Origin of the sequence: Mycobacterium sp. 1423905.2 (assembly GCF_001673155.1) — a bacterium.
Lineage (GTDB): Bacteria > Actinomycetota > Actinomycetes > Mycobacteriales > Mycobacteriaceae > Mycobacterium.
In genome coordinates this window covers 31,564-50,985 of the sequence record NZ_LZLE01000366.1, presented here as the reverse complement: position 1 = coordinate 50,985, position 19,422 = coordinate 31,564, and the positions used below count along the sequence as shown (strand labels likewise).

The window sequence follows — 19,422 nt, the reverse complement described above, 5'->3', positions numbered from 1 at the left end:
GGCGATTCTCGCGTCGAATTCGGGGCCCGACTAGCCTTCCGCGCCCTCGCCGTTGTCGGTCGGATCCTGGGGTGATTTGCAGCAATGTTGCAGCCACAGCGCCGCGGCGATCAGCGCCAGGGCGCTGACGGCCGCCACGACGGTGCCGGTGGTGTCTTCGGCGACGGCCCGTTGCCACGACCGGCGGGGCAGGAAGTAGACCAGCACGCCCATCCACCAGCCCAGCACCAAGGCGCCCACCCACGCTGAGGCCTTGGCGATCATGACGCTTTGTGCCACCGCGAGCGGGTGTAGCCAGCCAGGAGCGTCGCCGATTTCACCCGCGTTGATCTTCGCCCGGACAAACCGCGCCCACAGGGCCTCGGCGATGCCGACCACCAACAGCGACACCCCGGTCCAGATGGTGATCGGCGGAAAATATCGGTACAGCACCGCGATGAGTAGATAGCCGATCACCGCCGCGCCGAGCCCCGCGGCGGTCAGGTCCCGTTTCCGGGTGGGTCCCATCAGCGCCGCGTTCTGGTCGTCAGGCCGCGGGAAAACCGCCGCACACCGGTCCGCTCGGCGGGATCGAGTTCGGCCAACAGGTCGGGAACCGAACGGGATCGACCGTCGACGGTCAGCTCGGCGTGCGGGTCGACATCCAGCCAGGGAACCAGCACGAACGCGCGTTGATGAGCCCGCGGGTGCGGCAGGGTCAGGTCGTCGTCGGCGACGAGCACCGCGCCGGCTTCATCGAAGCCGGCGATCAGGTCGACGTCGAGAGTGCGCGGACCCCACCGCTGTGCGCGCACCCGTTCGGCGGCGCGCTCGAATTCCTGCGCTCGGCGCAGCCAGGCCTGCACGTCATAGTCAGGGTCGTCGGCGACCAGCACGACGTTGAGGAAGGGTTCCTGAACCACGCCGCCCCAGGGATCCGTCTCGTACACCGGTGAGACGGCTTGCACTGCCTGGCCGAGTCCGTCGACCACCGATTGCAGGTGGGCGATGCGGTCACCGAGGTTGGAGCCGAGAGACAACACCATTCGGGTCATACCGTCCCGCCTGCCGGCACCACCGAACCGCGACCGCCGCGCCGCGACCGTCGCACCACAACCGCCACGTCGGCGAACTGTTGCGGAATCGGCGCTTGGGGCTTGTGCACCACCACTTCCACGGCATGCACACGCTGGTCGTCCATGACCTGATCGGCGATCGCACCCCCGACGGCCTCGATCAATTTTCGCGGCGGCCCGCTGACGATGTCGGTAGCCAGTTGGGCCAGGGCTCCGTAGTCGTAGGTGTCGGCCAGTTCGTCGCTGGCGGCGGCCCGGGCCAGATCGATCCACACAGTGATGTCGATGACGAATTCCTGACCGTTGACTCGTTCGTGGTCGAAAACTCCGTGGCGGCCATGAACGGTCAACCCGCGCAATTCGATTCGGTCAGCCATTCTGTTGAGTCGCCTCCGGTTGGGTCCAGGCCGCGACCACTTTGAGGGCGTCGACCGAGGCCCGCACGTCATGGACCCGCACTCCCCATGCCCCCTGCATGGCGGCCAGTGCGGAGATCACCGCCGTCGCGGTTTCCCGTCCGTCCGGCGGTCGCGGCGTGCCGTCGGGCGCGGCCAACAAGGTGCCCAGGAACCGCTTGCGGGAAGCGCCCAGCAGCACCGGAACGCCGGTGCCGACCAGTTCGGGCAGCGCGTGCAGCAGGGCCCAATTGTGTTGGCCCGTTTTGGCGAAGCCCAGGCCGGGATCGATGACCAGCTTGGCCGGGTCGACACCGGCGGCCACCGCGTCATCGACGCTGTCGAGCAGGTCGGCGCGCACGTCGGCCACCACGTCGCGGTAATCCGGGACGTGGTGTGGACGCTGCGCCGACACCGGCCGCCAGTGCATCAGCACCCATGGCACACCGGCGTCGGCCACCAGCGGCGCCATCGCGGGGTCGGCCCGCCCCCCGGACACGTCGTTGACCAGTTGCGCGCCGCTTTCCAGCGCCGCCCGCGCGACGTCGGCATGCATGGTGTCGATGCTGACAGTAATTCCTTGCGCGGCAAGCTGTTTGACGACTGGAACGACGCGCGATGCCTCCAACTCGGGATCCACCCGAGTGGCACCGGGGCGCGTCGACTCGCCCCCGACGTCCACGATGTGTGCACCATCAGCGACCAAAGCCAGGCCGTGGGCCACCGCGCCGTCCGCATCGAGATACCGACCGCCGTCCGAGAACGAGTCGTCGGTGACGTTCAAAACCCCCATAACCTGCACGGGCGCCGGCTCACTTACGCAGAATGAGGTCGAGCGCTTCGGCTCGAGACGCCGAATCCCGTTGCAGCTGACCGCGAACCGCGGAAGTGGTGGTCAGCGCGCCGGGCTTGCGGACACCGCGCATGGCCATGCACAGGTGTTCGGCTTCGATGATGACGATCACGCCGCGCGGCTCCAGCTTCTTCATCAACGCATCGGCGATCTGGCTGGTGAGCCGTTCTTGAACCTGCGGCCGTTTGGCGTAAAGGTCCACCAGCCGAGCGATTTTCGACAGACCGGTCACCCTGCCGTCGGCATTGGGGATATAGCCGACGTGGGCGACCCCGTGGAAGGACACCAAGTGGTGTTCGCAGGTGGAGAACATCGGGATGTCTTTGACGATCACCATCTCGTTGTGGTCTTCGTCGAACATCGCGTTGAGCACCGAGTCGGGGTCGGTGTAGAGACCGGCGAAGATTTCGCGGTAGGCCCGGGCCACCCGAGCCGGGGTTTCGCGCAGACCGTTGCGATCAGGGTCCTCGCCGATCGCATAGAGCAGTTCACGGACGGCGGCCTCGGCTCGTGGCTGGTCGAATACCCGCGCCCGCGTTTTTGCGTCGCGGGACTCCACCTGCGTCATCAAGTCTCCGTTCGTCAGCCGTGCGCCGGCGGGTTCCACCGAGTCTTGTCGCGTTGGTCGGATGACTCGTCGTTGTCCGGCCCGGCGTACCCCGGTGCCGGTTGCGGCCGGTTGGACGATTGTGGAGGCCACCCGGGCGCATGCCAGCCGGCCGGGGCGCCGTAGTCGGGCTGGGTCGGACGATGCGGGCGGTCGTTTGCGCCGCGCGCCGCACCGTTGGGGCCGTGTCCGCTGGGGCTGGCTGTGGCGCCAGCTTCCTCGGCGGCGCGGCTGGCTTGGGCGATGGCCGCCTTGAACGCCGGTTCCGGCAACGGCTGTGGCCAGGGTTCGCCGCGCTCGATGGCCAGCTCGCCCGGTGTCTTGATCGGCGGCTTGTCCGATGGGATGCGGCCACCGAAGTCGTCGAACATGGTCAGCCGGGGCCGCTTGTCGACGTCAGAGAAGATGCTTTCCAGCTCGGGCCGGTGCAGGGTTTCCTTCTCCAGCAGTTGGCCGGCGAGGGTATCGAGGACGTCGCGGTACTCGGTGAGGATCTCCCATGCTTCGGTGTGCGCGGCCTCGATGAGCTTGCGCACCTCCTCGTCGATCTCGCGGGCAACCTCGTGCGAATAGTCGGGCTGGGTGCCCATGGTGCGTCCGAGGAACGGATCGCCGTGCTCGGTGCCGTACTTGACCGCACCGAGCCGCGAGCTCATGCCGTATTCGGTGACCATCGCGCGGGCGATCTTGGTGGCCTGCTCGATGTCGGACACCGCGCCCGTGGTCGGCTCCCGGAAGACCAGTTCTTCGGCGGCGCGCCCACCCATCGCGAACACCAGTTGAGCGATCATCTCCGAGCGGGTGCGCAGGCCCTTGTCTTCTTCGGGCACCGCCACGGCGTGGCCGCCGGTGCGACCGCGGGCCAGGATGGTGACCTTGTAGACGGGGTCGATGTCGGGCATCGCCCACGCCGCCAGGGTGTGTCCACCCTCGTGGTAGGCGGTGATCTTCTTTTCCTGCTCGCTGATGATGCGGCCCTTGCGGCGCGGGCCGCCGATCACCCGGTCGACCGCTTCCTCCAGCGCGGGCCCGGTGATGACGGTGCCGTTCTCCCGCGCGGTAAGCAGGGCGGCCTCGTTGATGACGTTGGCCAGGTCGGCCCCGGTCATGCCGACGGTCCGCTTGGCCAACCCGTCGAGGTCGGCGTCCGGCGCAATCGGCTTGCCCTTGGAATGCACCCTCAAGACGGCGCGGCGACCGGCCAGGTCGGGATTGGTGACCGGGATCTGCCGGTCGAAGCGGCCGGGCCGCAACAGCGCCGGGTCGAGGATGTCGGGCCGGTTGGTGGCTGCGATGAGGATGACGCCGGCGCGGTCCCCGAAGCCGTCCATTTCCACCAGCAGCTGGTTCAGGGTTTGTTCGCGCTCGTCGTGGCCGCCGCCGAGGCCCGCACCGCGTTGGCGGCCGACCGCGTCGATCTCGTCGACGAAGATGATGCAGGGGCTGTTCTGCTTGGCCTGCTCGAACAGGTCGCGGACCCGAGAGGCGCCGACGCCGACGAACATCTCGACGAAGTCTGAGCCGGAGATGGTGAAGAACGGCACCCCGGCTTCACCGGCCACCGCCCGGGCCAGCAGCGTCTTGCCGGTACCCGGCGGGCCGTAGAGCAGCACCCCCTTGGGAATCTTGGCGCCGAGGGCTTGGTACCGGCTGGGGTTCTGCAGGAAGTCTTTGATCTCGTAGAGCTCTTCGACGGCCTCGTCGACGCCGGCGACGTCGGCGAACGTCGTCTTGGGCATGTCCTTGGACAGCTGTTTGGCGCGCGACTTGCCGAAGCCGAAGCCCATGCGGGCGCCGCCTTGCATGCGAGAGAACATGACGAAGAGTGCGACCAGCAACAGCAGCGGCAACACGTAGACGAGCAACTCGCCCAGGATGCTGCCTTCGTTGACCACCGTGGTCACCTTGGCGTTCTTGGCGTTGAGCGCCTTGAACAGGTCAACGGCGTAGCCGGTGGGGTATTTGGTGATGATCTTGTCGGAGTTGTCGGTGTCGTTGTTGCCCTTCTTCAGGGTCAACCTCAACTGCTGCTCACGGTCGTCGATCTGCGCGCTCTTGACGTTGTCGCCGTTGATCTGAGCCATCGCCACGGAGGTGTCGACGGGCTTGTAACCGCGGGTGTCGTCGCTGAAGTAGAAGAACGACCAGCCGAGCAGCACCACGACAGCGATCGCCGTTACGGTGCGGATCACGTTTTTACGGTTCATCAATCATTCGGCCGTACCGGCCATGTCCTTCCCGATACACGCAGCTGCAAAAGTCCAGGCTACCGCTCTCTGGCGACCGCAAGCTCCGGTATTCGGAGCGCAGCGGGTCGCCAGCATCCCACCAAGGCGACCGCAAGCTCCGGTATTCGGAGCGCAGCGGGTCGCCAGCATCCAACCTGAGCAACGAGCGGAAGTTCCCAACGTGTCACCGGATCGGTCAACTGGCTGGCTATTCGTAATAGCGAGCCTCGACCACGTTGCCGTCGGGATCAGGGAAGTAGTAGCCCTGCGGAGCCCAGCCGCGCGCGCCGAAGGAGTTGTTCAGCCGGGCGCTGGTGTCCACTCCCTCGTCGCGTAGCCGCTGGTCGAGTGCGTCGTATTCCTCTTTGGACATGGCCAGGCACACGTGATTGACCGGGTGGCCGGCACTGTTGTCGACTTTTGTCATGGCTTCGGTGGCCCCGGCGCCTTCGGCTGCCATCAAGTCGATGATGGAGTCTTCGCTCACCCGCACGCTGGGGAACGGCGCCTCGCCGGCCCGATATTCGTCGAACCGCACCGGAGCAAGGCCGACTACCCGGGTGTAGAAGTCCATCGATGCCTGCGGGTTCTTCGTCCACAGCACGACGTGATCAAGACGCCTCATGTCCAGCGCACCTGCCTTTTCTTGCCAACCCGTGCGTCGGTCGATCTTCCTGCGCAACCCGCAACGAAAACTCTACGGCCGCGCCCGTCAAGTCACCGGCACCACCCGCGGCTCTTGGGCGCGGACACCCGCGCGCCCTCGCGGCCCTCGAACACACCGGCCCGAACCTTTGCGTGCGCCCCGATGAGGAATCCTTGGGCCCTTCCCGGTCCGCAGGGGTTGTGCTTTGGTGAGACGGTGCCTACCTCAACCGAACGGTTAGTCGAGACCAACGGCGTTCAACTACGAGTGGTCGAGGCCGGCGACCGCGGTGCACCGGTGGTGATTCTGGCTCACGGCTTCCCCGAACTCGCCTATTCCTGGCGTCACCAGATTCCGGTCTTGGCCGAAGCCGGCTACCACGTGCTGGCCCCCGATCAACGCGGCTACGGCGGCTCGTCGCGGCCCGAGGCGATCGAGGCCTACGACATTCACCAGTTGACTGGTGACTTGGTCGGTCTGCTCGACGACGTGGGCGCAGAGCGCGCCGTGTGGGTGGGACACGACTGGGGCGCCGTCGTTGTGTGGAACGCGCCGCTGCTGCAACCCGACCGTGTTGCGGGCGTCGCCGCGTTGAGCGTGCCGGTGGTGCCGCGGGCCAAAGTGGCGCCGACGAAATCCTTTCGAAAAGTGTTCGGGGACAATTTCTTCTACATTCTGTACTTCCAGGAGCCCGGTGTCGCCGACGCCGAACTTAACGCGGACCCGGCCCGCGTGCTGCGCCGGATGATCGGGAGCTTGCGGTCACCCGATGACCACGAGGCGGCCTTGCGAATGGTGGCGCCGGGACCCGAGGGCTTCATCGACCGGTTACCCGAACCGCAGCAGTTGCCGGACTGGATCAGCCAGGCCGAACTCGACCACTACATCGACGAATTCGCCCGCACCGGTTTCAACGGCGCGCTCAATTGGTATCGCAACTTCGACCGCAACTGGGAGACCACGGCACACCTCGACGGAGCCACCATCTCGGTGCCGTCGCTGTTCATGGCGGGAACGGCCGATCCGGTGCTGACTTTCACCCGCAGCGACCGCGCCGCGGAAGTGGTCACCGGCCCGTATCGCGAGGTCATGGTCGACGAAGCCGGGCACTGGCTGCAACAGGAACGCCCGGACGAGGTGAACAGCACTTTGTTGGAGTTCCTCAAAGGAGTCGAGTGGTGACGAGCGCCGCCCCGATGCGGTTCGGTGTTTTCATCACGCCGTTTCACCCCACCGGCCAATCGCCCACGGTCGCATTGGAATACGACATGGATCGGGTGGTTGCGCTGGACCGCCTCGGCTTCGACGAAGCGTGGTTCGGTGAGCACCACTCCGGGGGGTATGAGCTGATCGCCTGCCCGGAAGTGTTCATCGCCGCCGCCGCGGAGCGAACCAAGCACATCCGATTGGGCACCGGCGTCGTGTCGCTGCCCTACCACCACCCCTTGATGGTGGCCGACCGCTGGGTGCTCCTGGACCACCTGACCCGCGGGCGGGTGATGTTCGGCACCGGACCGGGGGCGCTGCCGTCCGACGCCTACATGATGGGTATCGACCCGATGGAGCAACGCCGGATGATGCAGGAATCGCTCGAAGCGATTCTCGCGCTGTTTCGGGCCGCACCGGATGAACGCATCAACCGTGACTCGGATTGGTTCACCCTGCGCGACGCGCAGCTGCACATCCGCCCGTACACCTGGCCGTATCCCGAGATCTCAACGGCGGCAATGATTTCACCGTCCGGTCCCCGACTGGCGGGGGCGCTGGGCACGTCGCTGCTGTCGCTGTCGATGTCAGTGCCGGGCGGCTATGCCGCGCTGGAGAACACCTGGGATGTGGTGTGTGAGCAGGCCGAGAAAGCCGGCCGGGACCAACCGCACCGCAGCGACTGGCGCGTTCTGAGCATCATGCATCTGGCGGACACCCGCGACCAAGCCCTCGAGGACTGCACCTACGGCCTGCTCGACTTCGCCAAGTACTTCGGGGCAGCCGGATTCGTTCCGCTGGTCAACACCGTCGAAGGGGTGCAATCTCCCCGGGATTTCGTGGAAGACTATGCAGCCAAAGGCAACTGCTGCATTGGCACACCCGACGACGCGATCGCGCACATCGAGGACTTGCTGAATCGGTCGGGTGGATTCGGGACGCTACTTCTGCTCGGCCATGACTGGGCCTCCCCGCAAGCTACCTTCCACTCCTACGACTTGTTCGCCCGCAAAGTCATTCCGCATTTCAAGGGTCAGCTCGAGGCGGCCCGCGCATCGCACGAGTGGGCCAAGGACAAGCGCGAAGAACTCATCGGCCGCGCCGGTCAGGCTGTCGTCAAAGCCATCACCGAACATGTCTCCGAACAAGACCGGGAGAGCAGCTGATGCGCGCGTCGGTGCTGCGCGACGGGCGCATGGTGTATCGAGACGATGTGCCGGACCCGGTGCCGGGCCCGGGTCAGGTACTGGTCGGAGTGCGGGCCTGCGGTATCTGCGGCTCCGACCTGCATTTCGCCGCCCATGGCGCCGAGGTCGTGGGATTGAGCAACGAACTGGCGCGTGGTCGGGGCATGGACCTGGATTTGGACCGGGACGTGTTCATGGGTCACGAGTTCAGCGCGGAGGTGCTCGAGGCCGGACCAGACACCGATACGCACCCCCCGGGCACTCTGGTCACGTCGCTGCCGGTTCTGCTCACTGAAAGAGGGGTCGAGCCAATCGTATTCAGCAACAGCACGCTGGGCGGGTACGCCGAACGGATGCTGTTATCCGCTCCTCTACTGCTGCCGATTCCCAACGGCTTGGACTTCAAGCACGCCGCTCTCACCGAGCCGATGGCGGTGGGCTTGCACGCCGTCAACAAGTCCGGCATCGCCGCCGGGGAAACGGCGCTGGTGCTGGGTTGTGGTCCAATCGGCATCGCCATCGTCGCAGCGCTCAAAGTTCGCGGTGTCGAAAGGATTGTGGCCGCGGACTTTTCGACTAAGCGCCGTGAGCTGGCCGTCGCCATGGGCGCCCACCAGACGATTGATGCCGCCCAAGGGTCACCGTTCGATTCGGTGAAGGCATCGGTGGTCTTCGAAGCGATCGGGGTGCCCGGCATCATCGATGACGTCATCCGACGATCCCGGCGGGGGACTCGGCTGGTTGTGGCCGGCGTATGCATGCAGGCCGACACGGTGTATCCGTTCTTCGCGATTGCCAAAGAGATCAACGTGCAGTTCGTCAACGCTTACGAGCCCGACGAATTCACCGAATCGCTGCGCCTGCTCGCCGACGGGGAAATCGATGTGGCGCCGTTGATCACCGGCGAAGTGGGCCTAAACGAGGTCGGCGAAGCCTTCGATGACCTCGCCGACCCCGAGCGGCACTGCAAGATTCTCGTCACGCCGTAGCCATCACGTTGGCCTGATCCCCGTCAGCCTCCAGACGGCGGCTGCACCACCATGGTGGGTTTGAACCCGTAGCGCGGAGCGGCGAAGTTCGCCACACTGCGCCCCGTGCCGGCGCCGGGCATCATCGGCAGACCACCAAAGGCGCTCGCGGCGGGTTCCGCGGCGGCGGCACCGGCAGCGCCGTTGACCGCCAACGTGATCGGATTGGTCGCCGGAGTGCTCGCCCAGGCGGCCGGAACCGACACTGCCCCAACCTTCGACGCGTTGCCGATGGCTCCAGTGATCCCACCGAGAGCGTTGCCGAAACCGCTGCCGAACGTTGGTGCAGCAGCAGCGGCCGCACCTTCGGCGGCCTTCGCAGCCCCCTCGGCGGCTTTGCCGAGGGTGGGAAATGCGCTATGGGCCAGACCGTCGATGTCCTTGAGCGCCGTGGTGGTGAGACGGAACGGGGAAACCAACCGGATGTACGAGTCCATGGCCGAGCTGGCGTCCACCGTCTGCGAGCCGGTCAGGCCCTCCACGAAGTCGCCGAATATCCCGTTCAGGACGATGCCGTCACCATTGGAGTTCCAGGCGAGCCCGGTGGTGCCGAGCGCGGCCTGGGGATTCGTGAGCCACGGCGGCGCGTTGGTCAACCCGGCCATCTGACTCAGCGCCTTGGGTATTTCGTGCAGTCCCTGCGCCGCCAGCGCCGAATTGAGTGCGTTCACTTGACTGTTGACGGCGTTACCCAGGCCGGTGAGGGCACTGGCGATGCCTTGCGGACTGAACGGCGGTAACTCGGCCGCGGCCGCCGAAGCAGCCGAGTAGCTGTACATCGTGGCCGCGTCCTGCGCCCACATCTCGGCATACTGAGCTTCCGTTGCGGCGATCGCCGCGGTGTTCTGGCCGAGGAAGTTCGTCGCCAAGAGAGCCATCAACAAAGCCCGATTGGCCGCGACCTCGGCCGGCGGGACCGTACCCAGAAACGCCGCCTCATACGCACTTGCTGCCGCCGCAGCTTGCGCGGCGGCCTCTTGGGCCTGCCCGGCTGCGCTGCTGAGCCAAGCGATTTCGGGCGCCACCGCGGCGGCCATGGTCATCGAAGACGCACCCAACCACGGTCCATCGGTCAAGCCGGTGATCACTGTGGTCCACGAAGCGGCGTTGCTGGCCAGCTCGGCCGCCAGGGCTTCCCAGGCCGCCGCCGCAGCCAGCATCGGACCCGAGCCAGGTCCCGCATACATCAGCGCAGAGTTGATCTCTGGCGGCAGGGCTGCAAAATCCATGTCGTGCTTCCCTTCTCGGCTAGGCGAGCACGCTGTTATTCGTAGCCTCGGACGCCGCATACCAACTGGCGTTGAGACCCAGCGTGGTGGCCATTCGTTCCCGGGCTGCGGCGGCCTTGGTGCTGACCTCCTGATAAAGCTTCGCGTGCGCAGCGAACTGCGCCGCGGTCAGGAATGACACGAAGTCAGATGCGGCGGGCACCACCGAGGTCGTCGGACCGGCCGCAGCCGCGTTACCTCCGTGCATGGCCGCGTTGATGGACTGCAACTCGGCGGACGCTCCCAGCAACGCATCTGGTTCTGCGAAAACAAGAGACACGACTGTTTCCTCCCTCAAAGCGTGTTTTGTTTCAACGACATTCGGCGCCAACTGACGACGTCGTCACCCGTCGCCGAAGCGGATCAATCGACACGTTAAGCCAGCCATGCGGGGGTAACCCAGTGCCCAGACCGGCTGTTCACTGGCGGGTAAATAACTATTCATTTGCTGAGTGATATTTGCTATATCTCGAGTGCTTTTATATGAGACATATATGTTTCAGATATGTTTTGAGTTCAATATGAAAAAGTAGGAAATGATGGGGTGCGGCGCTAGACTCCCGGACCCGACCTGCTATATATGCCGTCTTCTCCTGTGATGACCAGCCGAGGAACGCTTGCGCGGCGGCGTAGCGTCTCTCGGACTCGCTCCAGTGCATGCGATTTCACGTCAGACTGCGCAACGGTCGCGACCGCAATTCGAATCCGAGCAGCCATCCGCTTCCGAATATGTTTGGTGCGTAGTTGTTTTCGGCTGCAGCGATGCTGATGCGGGGATTTTTATCGCGACATGCCGCTGCTACCAGTCGAAATGACAATGGCAGGATCGATAGGCGCACGTCAAAGCCACGAAGACCAGCACCTTGTAGGCCGCCTAGCCAAGCACCAAAGTGAACGACCGGGGATTGGCGTGGAATCGGTGAACTCAACCTGCGCGAAATTGGAGGACACCGGTATCGCCGCCATTGCTAACAATTTGCTGGTGCTGATTGCGCCCCGTTGTTGTCCGCCGAGTGCGCTCCCTACATGACCACAAGGTGAACAAACCGCGGCGGCGCGCTGAAACGCTCGTCGCGGCGGCGGCGCGGCGAGAGGGACTAGGGTGCCAGCATGCCGATTGCAAGCAGCGCATCCGGCTTGGTCCGCAAGCCGATCGTCCTGGCCCTAGCCGCCGTCGCCGTTGCGGTGCTGTCCGCATGTGACTCACATTCCGCGGCGTCGCCCGGATTGAATCCCCGCCAAGTGACCGTGTTGGGTTCCGGACAGGTCCAAGGCGTACCGGACACCTTGACCGCCGACGTCGGCATCGAGTCGACGGCGGGCGATGCCACCAGCGCGATGAACCAGACCAACGACCGACAACAAGCGGTGATCAATGCGTTGGTGGGCGCCGGCGTGGATCGCAAAGACACCCGCACCACGCAGGTCACCCTGCAACCGCAGTACAGCGTCCCTGGGCCGGTCGGGGGCGCGTCCATCACCGGCTACCGCGCCAACAATGCGATCGAGGTGAAGATCCATCCGACCGACGCGGCTTCCCGACTGCTCGGGCTGATCGTCACCACCGGCGGCGACGCCACCCGGATCACCTCGGTGCACTACTCCATTGCCGACGACTCCCAGCTGGTCAAGGATGCGCGCGCCCGCGCCTTCGAAGACGCCAAAAACCGGGCGCAGCAATACGCCCAACTATCCGGGCTGAATCTGGGCAAGGTGCTCAGCATTTCCGAGGCGGCCGGCGCCACACCGGCGCCCGGTGGACCGCCCGAGCAGGCGCCCCGGGCCGCGGCGGTCCCGCTGGAGCCCGGTCAGCAGACGGTCGCCTTCTCCGTGACCGCAGTATGGGAGTTGAAGTAACGCCTACTGGTAGACCCGCGGGTCCAGCGTCCCGATGTAAGACAGGTCCCGGTAGCGCTCGTCGTAGTCCAGGCCATAGCCGACCACGAAGTCGTTCGGAATGTCGAAGCCCACGTAGGCGATGTCGACGTTGGCGCCCACCGCGTCGGGCTTGCGCAGCAGCGTGCATACCCGCAGCGACCGCGGGTGCCGGCTGGTCAGGTTGCGCAACAGCCAGGACAGGGTCAGCCCGGAGTCGACGACGTCTTCCACGATCAGCACGTCTCGGCCGTGGATGTCACGGTCGAGGTCTTTGAGGATCCGGACCACGCCCGACGACGAGGTCGAGGAGCCATACGAGCTCACCGCCATGAACTCGAATTGCGTGGGCAGGGGAATGGCGCGCGCCAGGTCGGTGACGAACAGCACCGCCCCCTTCAAGACGGTGATCAACAACAGGTCCTGGCCGGTGGTGGTGGCCAGGTCACCGTAGTCGGCGCCGATCTGCTGGCCGAGTTCGGCGATGCGGGCCTGGATCTGCTCCGAAGTCAGCAGCACCGACTTGATGTCGCCGGGATAGAGCTCCGGTGTCTGCCCGGGGGTGATCGCCGAGGAGCCGTGGGTCACGTGCACAGATTGCCACGCCACGGCGAAATCAACCAACGTGGGCGTCAAATAGTCTCCGGGCGCAGACTCAGGACACCGTCACGGCGTCCTGCCACCAGTCGCTGACCCTGCAGAGCCGAGCCCACCGCGACACCGCCCTGCCCGCGCCAGGCGGTGACCAGCGCGTCCACCGCACGAATCTGCTTATCGGTCAACCCAATCGCCCCGCCGGCCAGCAACCAGCCGCGGATGACGCGGCGGCGCACGGGGTCCGGCAACGTCGCCAACGCCCGGATATCCAATCCGTTCGTCGTGCTGGCGTCGGGCAGCGCTTGTGCCGCGATCGCATCGATCAGCTCGGTGTCCTCGCGCAACGCCGTCGCGGTGCGGGCCAGGGCCTCGGCGACACCGCCACCGAGCACCTCCTCGAGCAACGGCAGCACATCGGTGCGCAGCCGGGTGCGGGTGAAGCGACGATCGGCGTTGTGCGGGTCCTGCCACGCAGTCAGGCCCAGCTCGTGGCAGGCAGTGTGGGTCACGTCGCGCCGCACCCCCAACAACGGCCGGCACCACGGTGGATCGTAGGGACGCATGCCGGCAATCGAGCGGGCCCCCGAGCCACGGCCGAGCCCGAGCAACACCGTCTCGGCTTGGTCATCGAGGGTGTGACCCAAGAGCACCGGGCCGGTGCGGGCGGTCTTGAGTGCGGCGTAGCGGGCGGTGCGCGCCGCCGCCTCCGGTCCCCCTGCGGCGCCCACCTGCACGGGCAGCACCTGCGCTTCGACGCAGCCAAGACGAAGAGCTTGCTCGCGTGCCGTTTCGGCGACCGCAAGGGAGTCGGGCTGCAAGCCGTGGTCCACGATCAGCGCGGTGGTCGGACGCAACTGCGCGGCGACTGCGGTAAGCGCCAACGAGTCGGGTCCGCCCGACAGTCCCACACACCACGGCTCGGCGTCGGGCAGATGCGCCCGCGCGAATGCCTGTACAGCAGTGCGCAGCTGCGCTAGAGCACCCGGTCGATCCATCGCTGCGGATGCTGGATCTCGGCCGGTAAGGGCAGGGTCTCCGGGCTGGTCCAGACCGTGTTGAAGCGTTTCATGCCGACCCGCTCGACCACCTGGTCGACGAAGACCTTGCCGCGGGTGTACTGGCTGAGTTTGGCTTCCAAACCCAGCAACGCCCGCAACAGCCGCTGCAACGGCGGTTGCTTGCGCTGCCGGCGCTCGTCGAAGCGCCGCCGGATGGTGGCGACCGAGGGCACCACCACCGGGCCGACCGCGTCCATGACGTGCTCGGCGTGGCCTTCCAGCAGCGTCCCGAGCGCCAGCAGCCGGTCCAGCGCGTCGCGTTGCGGTTCGGATTGCACTGCGCGCACCAGGCCCAGGATGCCGGCCGGGGCGTCCTCGTCGGGTCCGTCGCCGCGGCTGCGAACGAACTGGGCAAGGCGGCTGGCCACCTCGCGAATGTCGTCGGCCGGTTCCTGGGTCAACAGCCCCAGCGCCTGCGACATGTAGCCGGCCAACCATGGGTTGGCGGTGAACTGCACGCGGTGGGTGACCTCGTGCAAGCAGACCCACAGGCGAAAATCGGACGGCTCGACCTTCAACTGGCGCTCGACGGCGATCACGTTGGGATACACCAGCAGCAAAGTGCCGTCGTCGCCGGTGAACGGGTCGTACTGGCCCAGGATGCCCGACGCCACGAACGCCAGGACCGCGCCGGTCTGCGCGCCGGTGATGCGGCCGGTGACGAACCCGCGCGGCTTGTCGCTTCCGTTGGTCATGGTCCGCATCGATTCGGCGGCGGCGCGCACCCACTGCTGCCGGGTCACCACCCGCGCCGGCGGCACGATGTTCTCGGTCACCAGCCCGGTCACCTCGCGCACCGGGGGCTCGGCGGCCGCGGCCGCCCTGGTGAGCTCGTCGATCACCTGGTCGCGGGTGTAGTCGCTCGACGGCGGCGCCGGACGGGCCAGCTTTTCGCCGACGGTGGCCGCGAACCGCCAGTCCACGGCGTTGCCGAGAGTCACATCGGGCGACCGGTTCATGCCGCGCACCCGCAGAACCAGAGTTTGGTGGCCAGGGCGTCCATGGCGTTGCGGCCATTGGGTCCGGCGTCGTTGGAGATGAAGGCGAAGGTGAGCACCCGTCCGCTGCTGTCGGTGAGCACGCCGACCAGCGAGTTGATCGCGGTCAACGAGCCGGTCTTGGCCCGCAACCAGCCCGCCGGACCTTGGGTGGTAGCCCGGTCCAGGAAGCGTTCGGCCAGGGTGCCGCTGCCGCCGGCGATGGGCAGCAGATCCAGCAGCGCCCGCAGCGCGGGCTGGTCGGGACCGGCCGCGGCTTGGACCGTGCCGTCGAGCGTCCGCGCGGTCAACCGGTCGTTGATCGACAAGCCGCTGGAGTCGACCAGCGCCGCGCCGACGGTGTCCACGTGGGCGGTGTTCAGCCGGCTGGTCACCGCGTCGACGGCGCCGGTGAAACTTCGCGGCCGGTTGATTGCGCCCGCCACTTCCCGCGCGATGCACTCGGCCATCACGTTGTCCGAGGCGTTCATCATCTGGATCAGCCGCTGGATCAGCGGCGGCGACTGCACCACGGCCAGCTGCCGCGCGCCCGACGGCGCAGACGCGAGGCTCACCGCATTGGGGTCCAGACCGAGCGCCTTGGCCAGTTCCCGCCCGGCGTCTAGCCCCGGAGTGCGGGTGCGCCGGGAGTTGACGGTGGTGGGCTGAATGCGCCCGGCGTCGATCATTGCCGCCTCGATTGGGGCGATGTCGCCGTTGTCCACGTCGGCCGGGTCCCAACCCGGCGCCATGGTGGGGCCGCTGAACGCCGAGATGTCGACCTGTACCGCCGTGGGAGTGACGCCGCTGCGATGGATTTGTTCGACCAGGTCGCTGATCCGGGCGGCGCCGTGATACCAGGTCTCCACGCCGGGCGGGGCTGCCGACAGCGTCGGGTCACCGGCCCCCACCAAGACCACGGGCGCCTGGGCACCCTGGCCGCCGGCCACCACTTTGGTGCTGATCCGGGCTTGCCGGTCCAAGGTCAGCAATGCCGCGGCCGCCGTGAGCACCTTATTGGTCGAGGCCGGCACCAGCGGCACGTCGTCGAGTTGACGCCAGAGTTCTTGCCCGGTCAAGGCGTCGGTGATGCGGCCGCCCAGGCGACCGAGGTTGGGGTCCGCGGCGGCCGCGGCCAGCGCTGCCGTCACGCCGCCGGGGCTGGCTGCGGTGGCGGTGTCGGCGACCGGACTGACTGCGGGTTTGACCGTGGGCGGCCGCGGCGGCGGTACGGGGGAACGCGCGCCGCCGGTTCCGTGCCCTCCCGTGGTGAAGAAAACGGCGGCGGCGACGACGGCGGCGACGAACGCCAGCACAACCAACCCCACCAGCACGTGGGTGGTTTTCCGCCACCGTTTGGGACCCATGACTCTCCTGTCGTTGCGGTCCATTCTGCCCAACCAGCCGCCGAGCGACGGCAAGACACCGCTCGACTAGGGTGGACGCGCCACGCATGCGTATACAAAGGAGCCGACGCGGTGCAATTCGACGTTGTCATCGAGATCCCGAAGGGCCAGCGCAACAAGTACGAGGTCGACCACGAGACGGGGCGGGTCAAGCTGGATCGCTACCTGTACACCCCGATGGCGTACCCGACCGACTACGGCTTCATCGAGGACACCCTCGGCGAAGACGGTGATCCGCTGGACGCCCTGGTGCTGCTGCCCCAGCCGCTGTTCCCCGGTGTGCTGGTGGAGGCGCGACCGGTGGGCATGTTCAAGATGGTCGACGAAGCCGGCGGCGATGACAAGGTGTTGTGCGTGCCGGCCGGTGATCACCGCTGGGAGCACATTCAGGACATCGGCGACGTACCGGAGTTCGAGCTAGACGCGATCAAGCATTTCTTCGTGCACTACAAAGACCTGGAGCCGGGCAAGTTCGTCAAAGCTGCGGACTGGGTCGGCCGCGATGAAGCCGAAGCCGAAGTGCAGCGCTCGGTGGAGCGCTTCAAGAAGAACGGCCACTGACCGGTTGACCGTCGGCGGCGCGGCGATTGCGCCACACGCTGTTGCCGAACGCCGCCCCGATCAGCACCACCCCCACCGACGCGGTGATCCACTCCGGGATGTGGAACCGCTGGTCGATGGACACCAACATGATTACCCCGAGCGCTCCGATCGCCCAGTGCGCGCCGTGTTCGAGGTAGACGTAGCGGTCTAGGGTTTCCTGCCGGACCAGGTAGACGGTGATGGAGCGCACGAACATGGCGCCGATCAGACCCAGGCCCAACGCGATGATGATGGGGTCGGTGGTGATCGCGAAAGCGCCGGTGACCCCGTCGAACGAGAACGCGGCGTCGAGCACCTCGAGATACAGGAAAAGCGTCAATCCGGCCTTGCCCGTTGCCTTTTCGCCACCGCTGTCGGCGACGTCGTCGACGTCGGCGGGTCGGAACGCTCTGCTCAACCCGTTGACCACCAAATACGTCACCAGACCCAGCAGCCCGGCGGTCAACACCGTCGCACGCCCCTGCTCCGAATGCGTCAACTGGGTGCCGATCACCACCAGCGCCGCGCCGGCCACGATCACCGGCAGCTGACCGAGCCGGCCGATGCGGGCGAATGGCACTTCAAGCCACTTGAGCCACTTGATGTCTCGATCATGAAACACGAAGTCCAGGAACAGCATCAGCAAGAACATCCCGCCGAATGCCGCGATCTGCGGATGGGCCGCGGTGATCAGCTTCTCGTAACTGGGTGAGCCGTCGGGGAATTCCAGCGCGCCCCCCGGCGGCGGGTTCAGCGCCAATTCCAGCGCACGCACCGGATTCAGCCCCGCGCTGGCCCAGACGATGACCAACGGGAAGATCAACCGCATCCCGAACACCGCGATAAGAATTCCGATGGTCAGGAACATCCGCTGCCAGAACGGGCTCATCCGCTGCAGGATGGCCGCGTTGATGATGGCGTTGTCGAAGGACAGCGACACCTCGAGGACGGCGAGCACCACCAGCAGCAGCAGGGCCTTGGCGCCCCCATGCCAGTACCCGACGACCAACGCCGCGACGGTCACCAGCAGCGACAAGCCGAAAATACGGAGGGTGGTCATGGGTCCTTTCCCGATAGCCGCCCACAATAGCCAAGGGCTGCGGCGCTTAGTATTCGGACGGTGACCGAAGTCGGCGGCGCGGCGTCCCCGTTCGCCTCGCCCGTCGAAGGACCGACGGGCTTACCGGGTGGCCTTGCACGCAGCACCGTGGTGCGCGTAGGTGCGGCGACCGCCCTGACCGCCTTGTGTGGCTACGCGGTGATCTATCTGGCCGCGCGTCACCTGGCCCCCGCCGGGTTCTCTGTATTCGGCGTCTTCTGGGGCGCGTTCGGACTGGTCACCGGCGCGGCCAACGGACTGCTGCAAGAGACGACACGGGAAGTGCGCGCCATGCGCTACGTCACCGACTTGACGCCGTTGCCCGGTGGCGGCCGCACCCATCCGCTGCGCATCGCCGGGATGGTCGGGGTGGCGGCCGCCGTTGCGATCGCGGGCAGTTCCATCTTGTGGGGCGGTCGGGTGTTCGTCGAAAACAGATGGCTGTCGGTGGCGCTGCTGAGTGTTGGACTGGCCGGCTTCTGCCTGCATGCCACGTTGTTGGGCATGTTGGCCGGCACCGACCGGTGGTCGCAGTACGGCGCGCTGATGGTGACCGACGCCGTCATCCGCGTCGCGATCGCCGGGGCGACGTTTCTGCTCGGCTGGGGCCTGGTCGGGTTCCTGTGGGCGACGGTGGGCGGTGCGGTGGCCTGGTCGCTCATGTTGGCCGTGTCACCGAGCACGCGCGCGGCGGCGCACCTGCTGACTCCTGGGAGTACCGCGACGTTTCTGCGCGGCGCGGCCCACTCGATCACCGCCGCAGGCGCCAGCGCCATCCTGGTGATGGGTTTTCCGGTGCTGCTGAAGCTGACTTCCGACGAATTGGGGGCACGGGGCGGCGTCGTCATCCTGGCGGTGACGTTGACCCGCGCGCCGCTGCTTGTGCCGCTGACCGCCATGCAGGGCAACCTCATTGCGCATTTCGTCGACGAGCGCAGCCACCGGGTGCGCGCGCTGGTCGGGCCGGCGGCGCTGGTGCTCGGCGTCGGAGCGCTGGGGGTGGTGCTGGCCGGCGTGCTGGGACCCTGGCTGCTGCGGGAGTTGTTCGGTTCGGACTACCAGGCCAGTAGCGCGTTGCTGGCCTGGTTGACGGCGGCGGCGGTGGCCATCGCCCTGTTGACGCTCACCGGCGCGGCGGCCGTGGCCGCGGCGCTGCATCGCGCGTACTCGCTGGGCTGGGTCGGGGCGACCGTGGCGTCGGGCTTGCTGCTGTTGGTGCCGCTGGAACTGCAGACCCGCACCGTGGTGGCCCTGTTGTGCGGTCCGTTGGTGGGAATCGGGGTACATCTGGCGGCGCTGGCTCGCGTCGGCCGGTCAAGCGCCTGATCGAGCGTGCACAACGTGTACCTTGTGGG

Annotated in this window: 20 protein-coding genes; 6 read left to right on the top strand and 14 right to left on the bottom strand. The window is 66.7% G+C overall.

What is annotated here, in order from left to right; all coding sequences use genetic code 11:
* Positions 1–30: 30 nt before the first annotated feature.
* The 7 genes from A9W95_RS25405 to A9W95_RS25375 all read right to left on the bottom strand — a co-directional run bounded on the left by A9W95_RS25405 (position 31) and on the right by A9W95_RS25375 (position 5,763).
* On the bottom strand, positions 31–507 hold the full coding sequence (locus A9W95_RS25405; protein WP_067419045.1) for a DUF3180 domain-containing protein: 477 nt from the start codon (positions 505–507) through the stop codon (positions 31–33).
* Positions 507–1,034, bottom strand: coding sequence for a 2-amino-4-hydroxy-6-hydroxymethyldihydropteridine diphosphokinase (gene folK, locus A9W95_RS25400; protein WP_067419043.1), 528 nt, complete (start codon positions 1,032–1,034; stop codon positions 507–509). The genes A9W95_RS25405 and folK overlap by 1 nt, the downstream gene beginning before the upstream one ends.
* The gene (gene folB / locus A9W95_RS25395; RefSeq protein WP_067419041.1) at positions 1,031–1,432 is read right to left on the bottom strand and encodes a dihydroneopterin aldolase; all 402 of its coding nucleotides are present in this window, start codon (positions 1,430–1,432) and stop codon (positions 1,031–1,033) included. The genes folK and folB overlap by 4 nt, the downstream gene beginning before the upstream one ends.
* Positions 1,425–2,243 (bottom strand): dihydropteroate synthase, encoded by an 819-nt coding sequence (gene folP / locus A9W95_RS25390; RefSeq protein WP_067419039.1) that lies wholly within the window; start codon positions 2,241–2,243, stop codon positions 1,425–1,427. Before folP ends, folB begins: the two co-directional genes overlap by 8 nt.
* Before the next feature lie 19 nt (positions 2,244–2,262).
* Positions 2,263–2,871 carry a GTP cyclohydrolase I FolE gene (folE, locus tag A9W95_RS25385; RefSeq protein WP_067419116.1) on the bottom strand — a complete coding sequence of 203 codons (609 nt, stop codon included), beginning with the start codon at positions 2,869–2,871 and terminating at the stop codon, positions 2,263–2,265.
* 14 nt (positions 2,872–2,885) lie between these two features.
* Positions 2,886–5,117, bottom strand: coding sequence for an ATP-dependent zinc metalloprotease FtsH (gene ftsH, locus A9W95_RS25380; RefSeq protein ID WP_067419038.1), 2,232 nt, complete (start codon positions 5,115–5,117; stop codon positions 2,886–2,888).
* A 229-nt stretch (positions 5,118–5,346) separates the two neighbouring features.
* Positions 5,347–5,763, bottom strand: a complete 417-nt coding sequence (locus A9W95_RS25375; protein ID WP_067419037.1) for a VOC family protein — start codon at positions 5,761–5,763, stop codon at positions 5,347–5,349.
* 237 nt (positions 5,764–6,000) lie between these two features.
* On the opposite strand from A9W95_RS25375, the gene A9W95_RS25370 reads away from it, so the two are divergent.
* The 3 genes from A9W95_RS25370 to A9W95_RS25360 are packed head-to-tail and all read left to right on the top strand — an operon-like array spanning position 6,001 to position 9,166.
* Complete coding sequence (locus A9W95_RS25370; RefSeq protein ID WP_156746409.1) at positions 6,001–6,966, top strand: alpha/beta fold hydrolase; 966 nt, start codon at positions 6,001–6,003, stop codon at positions 6,964–6,966.
* Between the two features lie 14 nt (positions 6,967–6,980).
* Positions 6,981–8,156 (top strand): LLM class flavin-dependent oxidoreductase, encoded by a 1,176-nt coding sequence (locus A9W95_RS25365; protein WP_067419114.1) that lies wholly within the window; start codon positions 6,981–6,983, stop codon positions 8,154–8,156.
* A complete protein-coding gene (locus tag A9W95_RS25360) occupies positions 8,156–9,166 on the top strand; it encodes a zinc-binding dehydrogenase (protein WP_067419033.1) in 1,011 nt (336 codons plus the stop codon). The genes A9W95_RS25365 and A9W95_RS25360 overlap by 1 nt, the downstream gene beginning before the upstream one ends.
* Before the next feature lie 23 nt (positions 9,167–9,189).
* Here the strand turns inward: A9W95_RS25360 and A9W95_RS25355 are convergent, their stop codons facing one another.
* Positions 9,190–10,434 carry a PPE family protein gene (locus A9W95_RS25355; RefSeq protein ID WP_067419028.1) on the bottom strand — a complete coding sequence of 415 codons (1,245 nt, stop codon included), beginning with the start codon at positions 10,432–10,434 and terminating at the stop codon, positions 9,190–9,192.
* Positions 10,435–10,453: 19 nt separating this feature from the next.
* On the bottom strand, positions 10,454–10,753 hold the full coding sequence (locus A9W95_RS25350) for a PE family protein (RefSeq protein ID WP_067419027.1): 300 nt from the start codon (positions 10,751–10,753) through the stop codon (positions 10,454–10,456).
* 830 nt (positions 10,754–11,583) lie between these two features.
* Here A9W95_RS25350 and A9W95_RS25345 point away from each other — a divergent pair.
* The gene (locus A9W95_RS25345) at positions 11,584–12,330 is read left to right on the top strand and encodes an SIMPL domain-containing protein (RefSeq protein ID WP_067419025.1); all 747 of its coding nucleotides are present in this window, start codon (positions 11,584–11,586) and stop codon (positions 12,328–12,330) included.
* A gap of 3 nt (positions 12,331–12,333) precedes the next feature.
* On the opposite strand, the gene hpt is transcribed toward A9W95_RS25345, so the two are convergent.
* The 4 genes from hpt to dacB are packed head-to-tail and all read right to left on the bottom strand — an operon-like array spanning position 12,334 to position 16,347.
* On the bottom strand, positions 12,334–12,942 hold the full coding sequence (gene hpt, locus A9W95_RS25340; protein ID WP_067419103.1) for a hypoxanthine phosphoribosyltransferase: 609 nt from the start codon (positions 12,940–12,942) through the stop codon (positions 12,334–12,336).
* A gap of 38 nt (positions 12,943–12,980) precedes the next feature.
* The gene (tilS, locus tag A9W95_RS25335; RefSeq protein ID WP_067419024.1) at positions 12,981–13,940 is read right to left on the bottom strand and encodes a tRNA lysidine(34) synthetase TilS; all 960 of its coding nucleotides are present in this window, start codon (positions 13,938–13,940) and stop codon (positions 12,981–12,983) included.
* Positions 13,919–14,962 (bottom strand): zinc-dependent metalloprotease, encoded by a 1,044-nt coding sequence (locus A9W95_RS25330; RefSeq protein WP_067419105.1) that lies wholly within the window; start codon positions 14,960–14,962, stop codon positions 13,919–13,921. The genes tilS and A9W95_RS25330 overlap by 22 nt, the downstream gene beginning before the upstream one ends.
* Positions 14,959–16,347 carry a D-alanyl-D-alanine carboxypeptidase/D-alanyl-D-alanine-endopeptidase gene (gene dacB / locus A9W95_RS25325; protein WP_156746407.1) on the bottom strand — a complete coding sequence of 463 codons (1,389 nt, stop codon included), beginning with the start codon at positions 16,345–16,347 and terminating at the stop codon, positions 14,959–14,961. Before dacB ends, A9W95_RS25330 begins: the two co-directional genes overlap by 4 nt.
* A gap of 111 nt (positions 16,348–16,458) precedes the next feature.
* On the opposite strand from dacB, the gene A9W95_RS25320 reads away from it, so the two are divergent.
* Positions 16,459–16,947: an inorganic diphosphatase gene (locus tag A9W95_RS25320; RefSeq protein WP_067419023.1), complete on the top strand. Its 489-nt coding sequence runs from the start codon at positions 16,459–16,461 to the stop codon at positions 16,945–16,947.
* On the opposite strand, the gene A9W95_RS25315 is transcribed toward A9W95_RS25320, so the two are convergent.
* Entirely contained in the window at positions 16,928–18,028 is a 1,101-nt protein-coding gene (locus tag A9W95_RS25315) for a DUF475 domain-containing protein (RefSeq protein ID WP_067419022.1), read from the bottom strand. The genes A9W95_RS25320 and A9W95_RS25315 overlap by 20 nt on opposite strands.
* Before the next feature lie 51 nt (positions 18,029–18,079).
* Between A9W95_RS25315 and A9W95_RS25310 the strand changes: the two genes are divergently transcribed.
* Complete coding sequence (locus A9W95_RS25310) at positions 18,080–19,393, top strand: hypothetical protein (RefSeq protein WP_156746406.1); 1,314 nt, start codon at positions 18,080–18,082, stop codon at positions 19,391–19,393.
* Positions 19,394–19,422 lie beyond the last annotated feature (29 nt).

Excerpts from the sequence above, each read along its gene's own strand:
- A9W95_RS25345 (WP_067419025.1), top strand. The coding sequence starts at position 11,584 with ATGCCGATTGCAAGCAGCGCATCCGGCTTGGTCCGCAAGCCGATCGTC.
- A9W95_RS25330 (WP_067419105.1), bottom strand. The coding sequence starts at position 14,962 with ATGAACCGGTCGCCCGATGTGACTCTCGGCAACGCCGTGGACTGGCGG.
- folP (WP_067419039.1), bottom strand. The coding sequence starts at position 2,243 with ATGGGGGTTTTGAACGTCACCGACGACTCGTTCTCGGACGGCGGTCGG.
- folE (WP_067419116.1), bottom strand. The coding sequence starts at position 2,871 with ATGACGCAGGTGGAGTCCCGCGACGCAAAAACGCGGGCGCGGGTATTC.
- folB (WP_067419041.1), bottom strand. The coding sequence starts at position 1,432 with ATGGCTGACCGAATCGAATTGCGCGGGTTGACCGTTCATGGCCGCCAC.
- ftsH (WP_067419038.1), bottom strand. The coding sequence starts at position 5,117 with ATGAACCGTAAAAACGTGATCCGCACCGTAACGGCGATCGCTGTCGTG.
- A9W95_RS25360 (WP_067419033.1), top strand. The coding sequence starts at position 8,156 with ATGCGCGCGTCGGTGCTGCGCGACGGGCGCATGGTGTATCGAGACGAT.
- dacB (WP_156746407.1), bottom strand. The coding sequence starts at position 16,347 with ATGGGTCCCAAACGGTGGCGGAAAACCACCCACGTGCTGGTGGGGTTG.
- A9W95_RS25315 (WP_067419022.1), bottom strand. The coding sequence starts at position 18,028 with ATGACCACCCTCCGTATTTTCGGCTTGTCGCTGCTGGTGACCGTCGCG.
- A9W95_RS25355 (WP_067419028.1), bottom strand. The coding sequence starts at position 10,434 with ATGGATTTTGCAGCCCTGCCGCCAGAGATCAACTCTGCGCTGATGTAT.
- folK (WP_067419043.1), bottom strand. The coding sequence starts at position 1,034 with ATGACCCGAATGGTGTTGTCTCTCGGCTCCAACCTCGGTGACCGCATC.
- tilS (WP_067419024.1), bottom strand. The coding sequence starts at position 13,940 with ATGGATCGACCGGGTGCTCTAGCGCAGCTGCGCACTGCTGTACAGGCA.
- A9W95_RS25405 (WP_067419045.1), bottom strand. The coding sequence starts at position 507 with ATGGGACCCACCCGGAAACGGGACCTGACCGCCGCGGGGCTCGGCGCG.
- A9W95_RS25365 (WP_067419114.1), top strand. The coding sequence starts at position 6,981 with ATGCGGTTCGGTGTTTTCATCACGCCGTTTCACCCCACCGGCCAATCG.
- A9W95_RS25375 (WP_067419037.1), bottom strand. The coding sequence starts at position 5,763 with ATGAGGCGTCTTGATCACGTCGTGCTGTGGACGAAGAACCCGCAGGCA.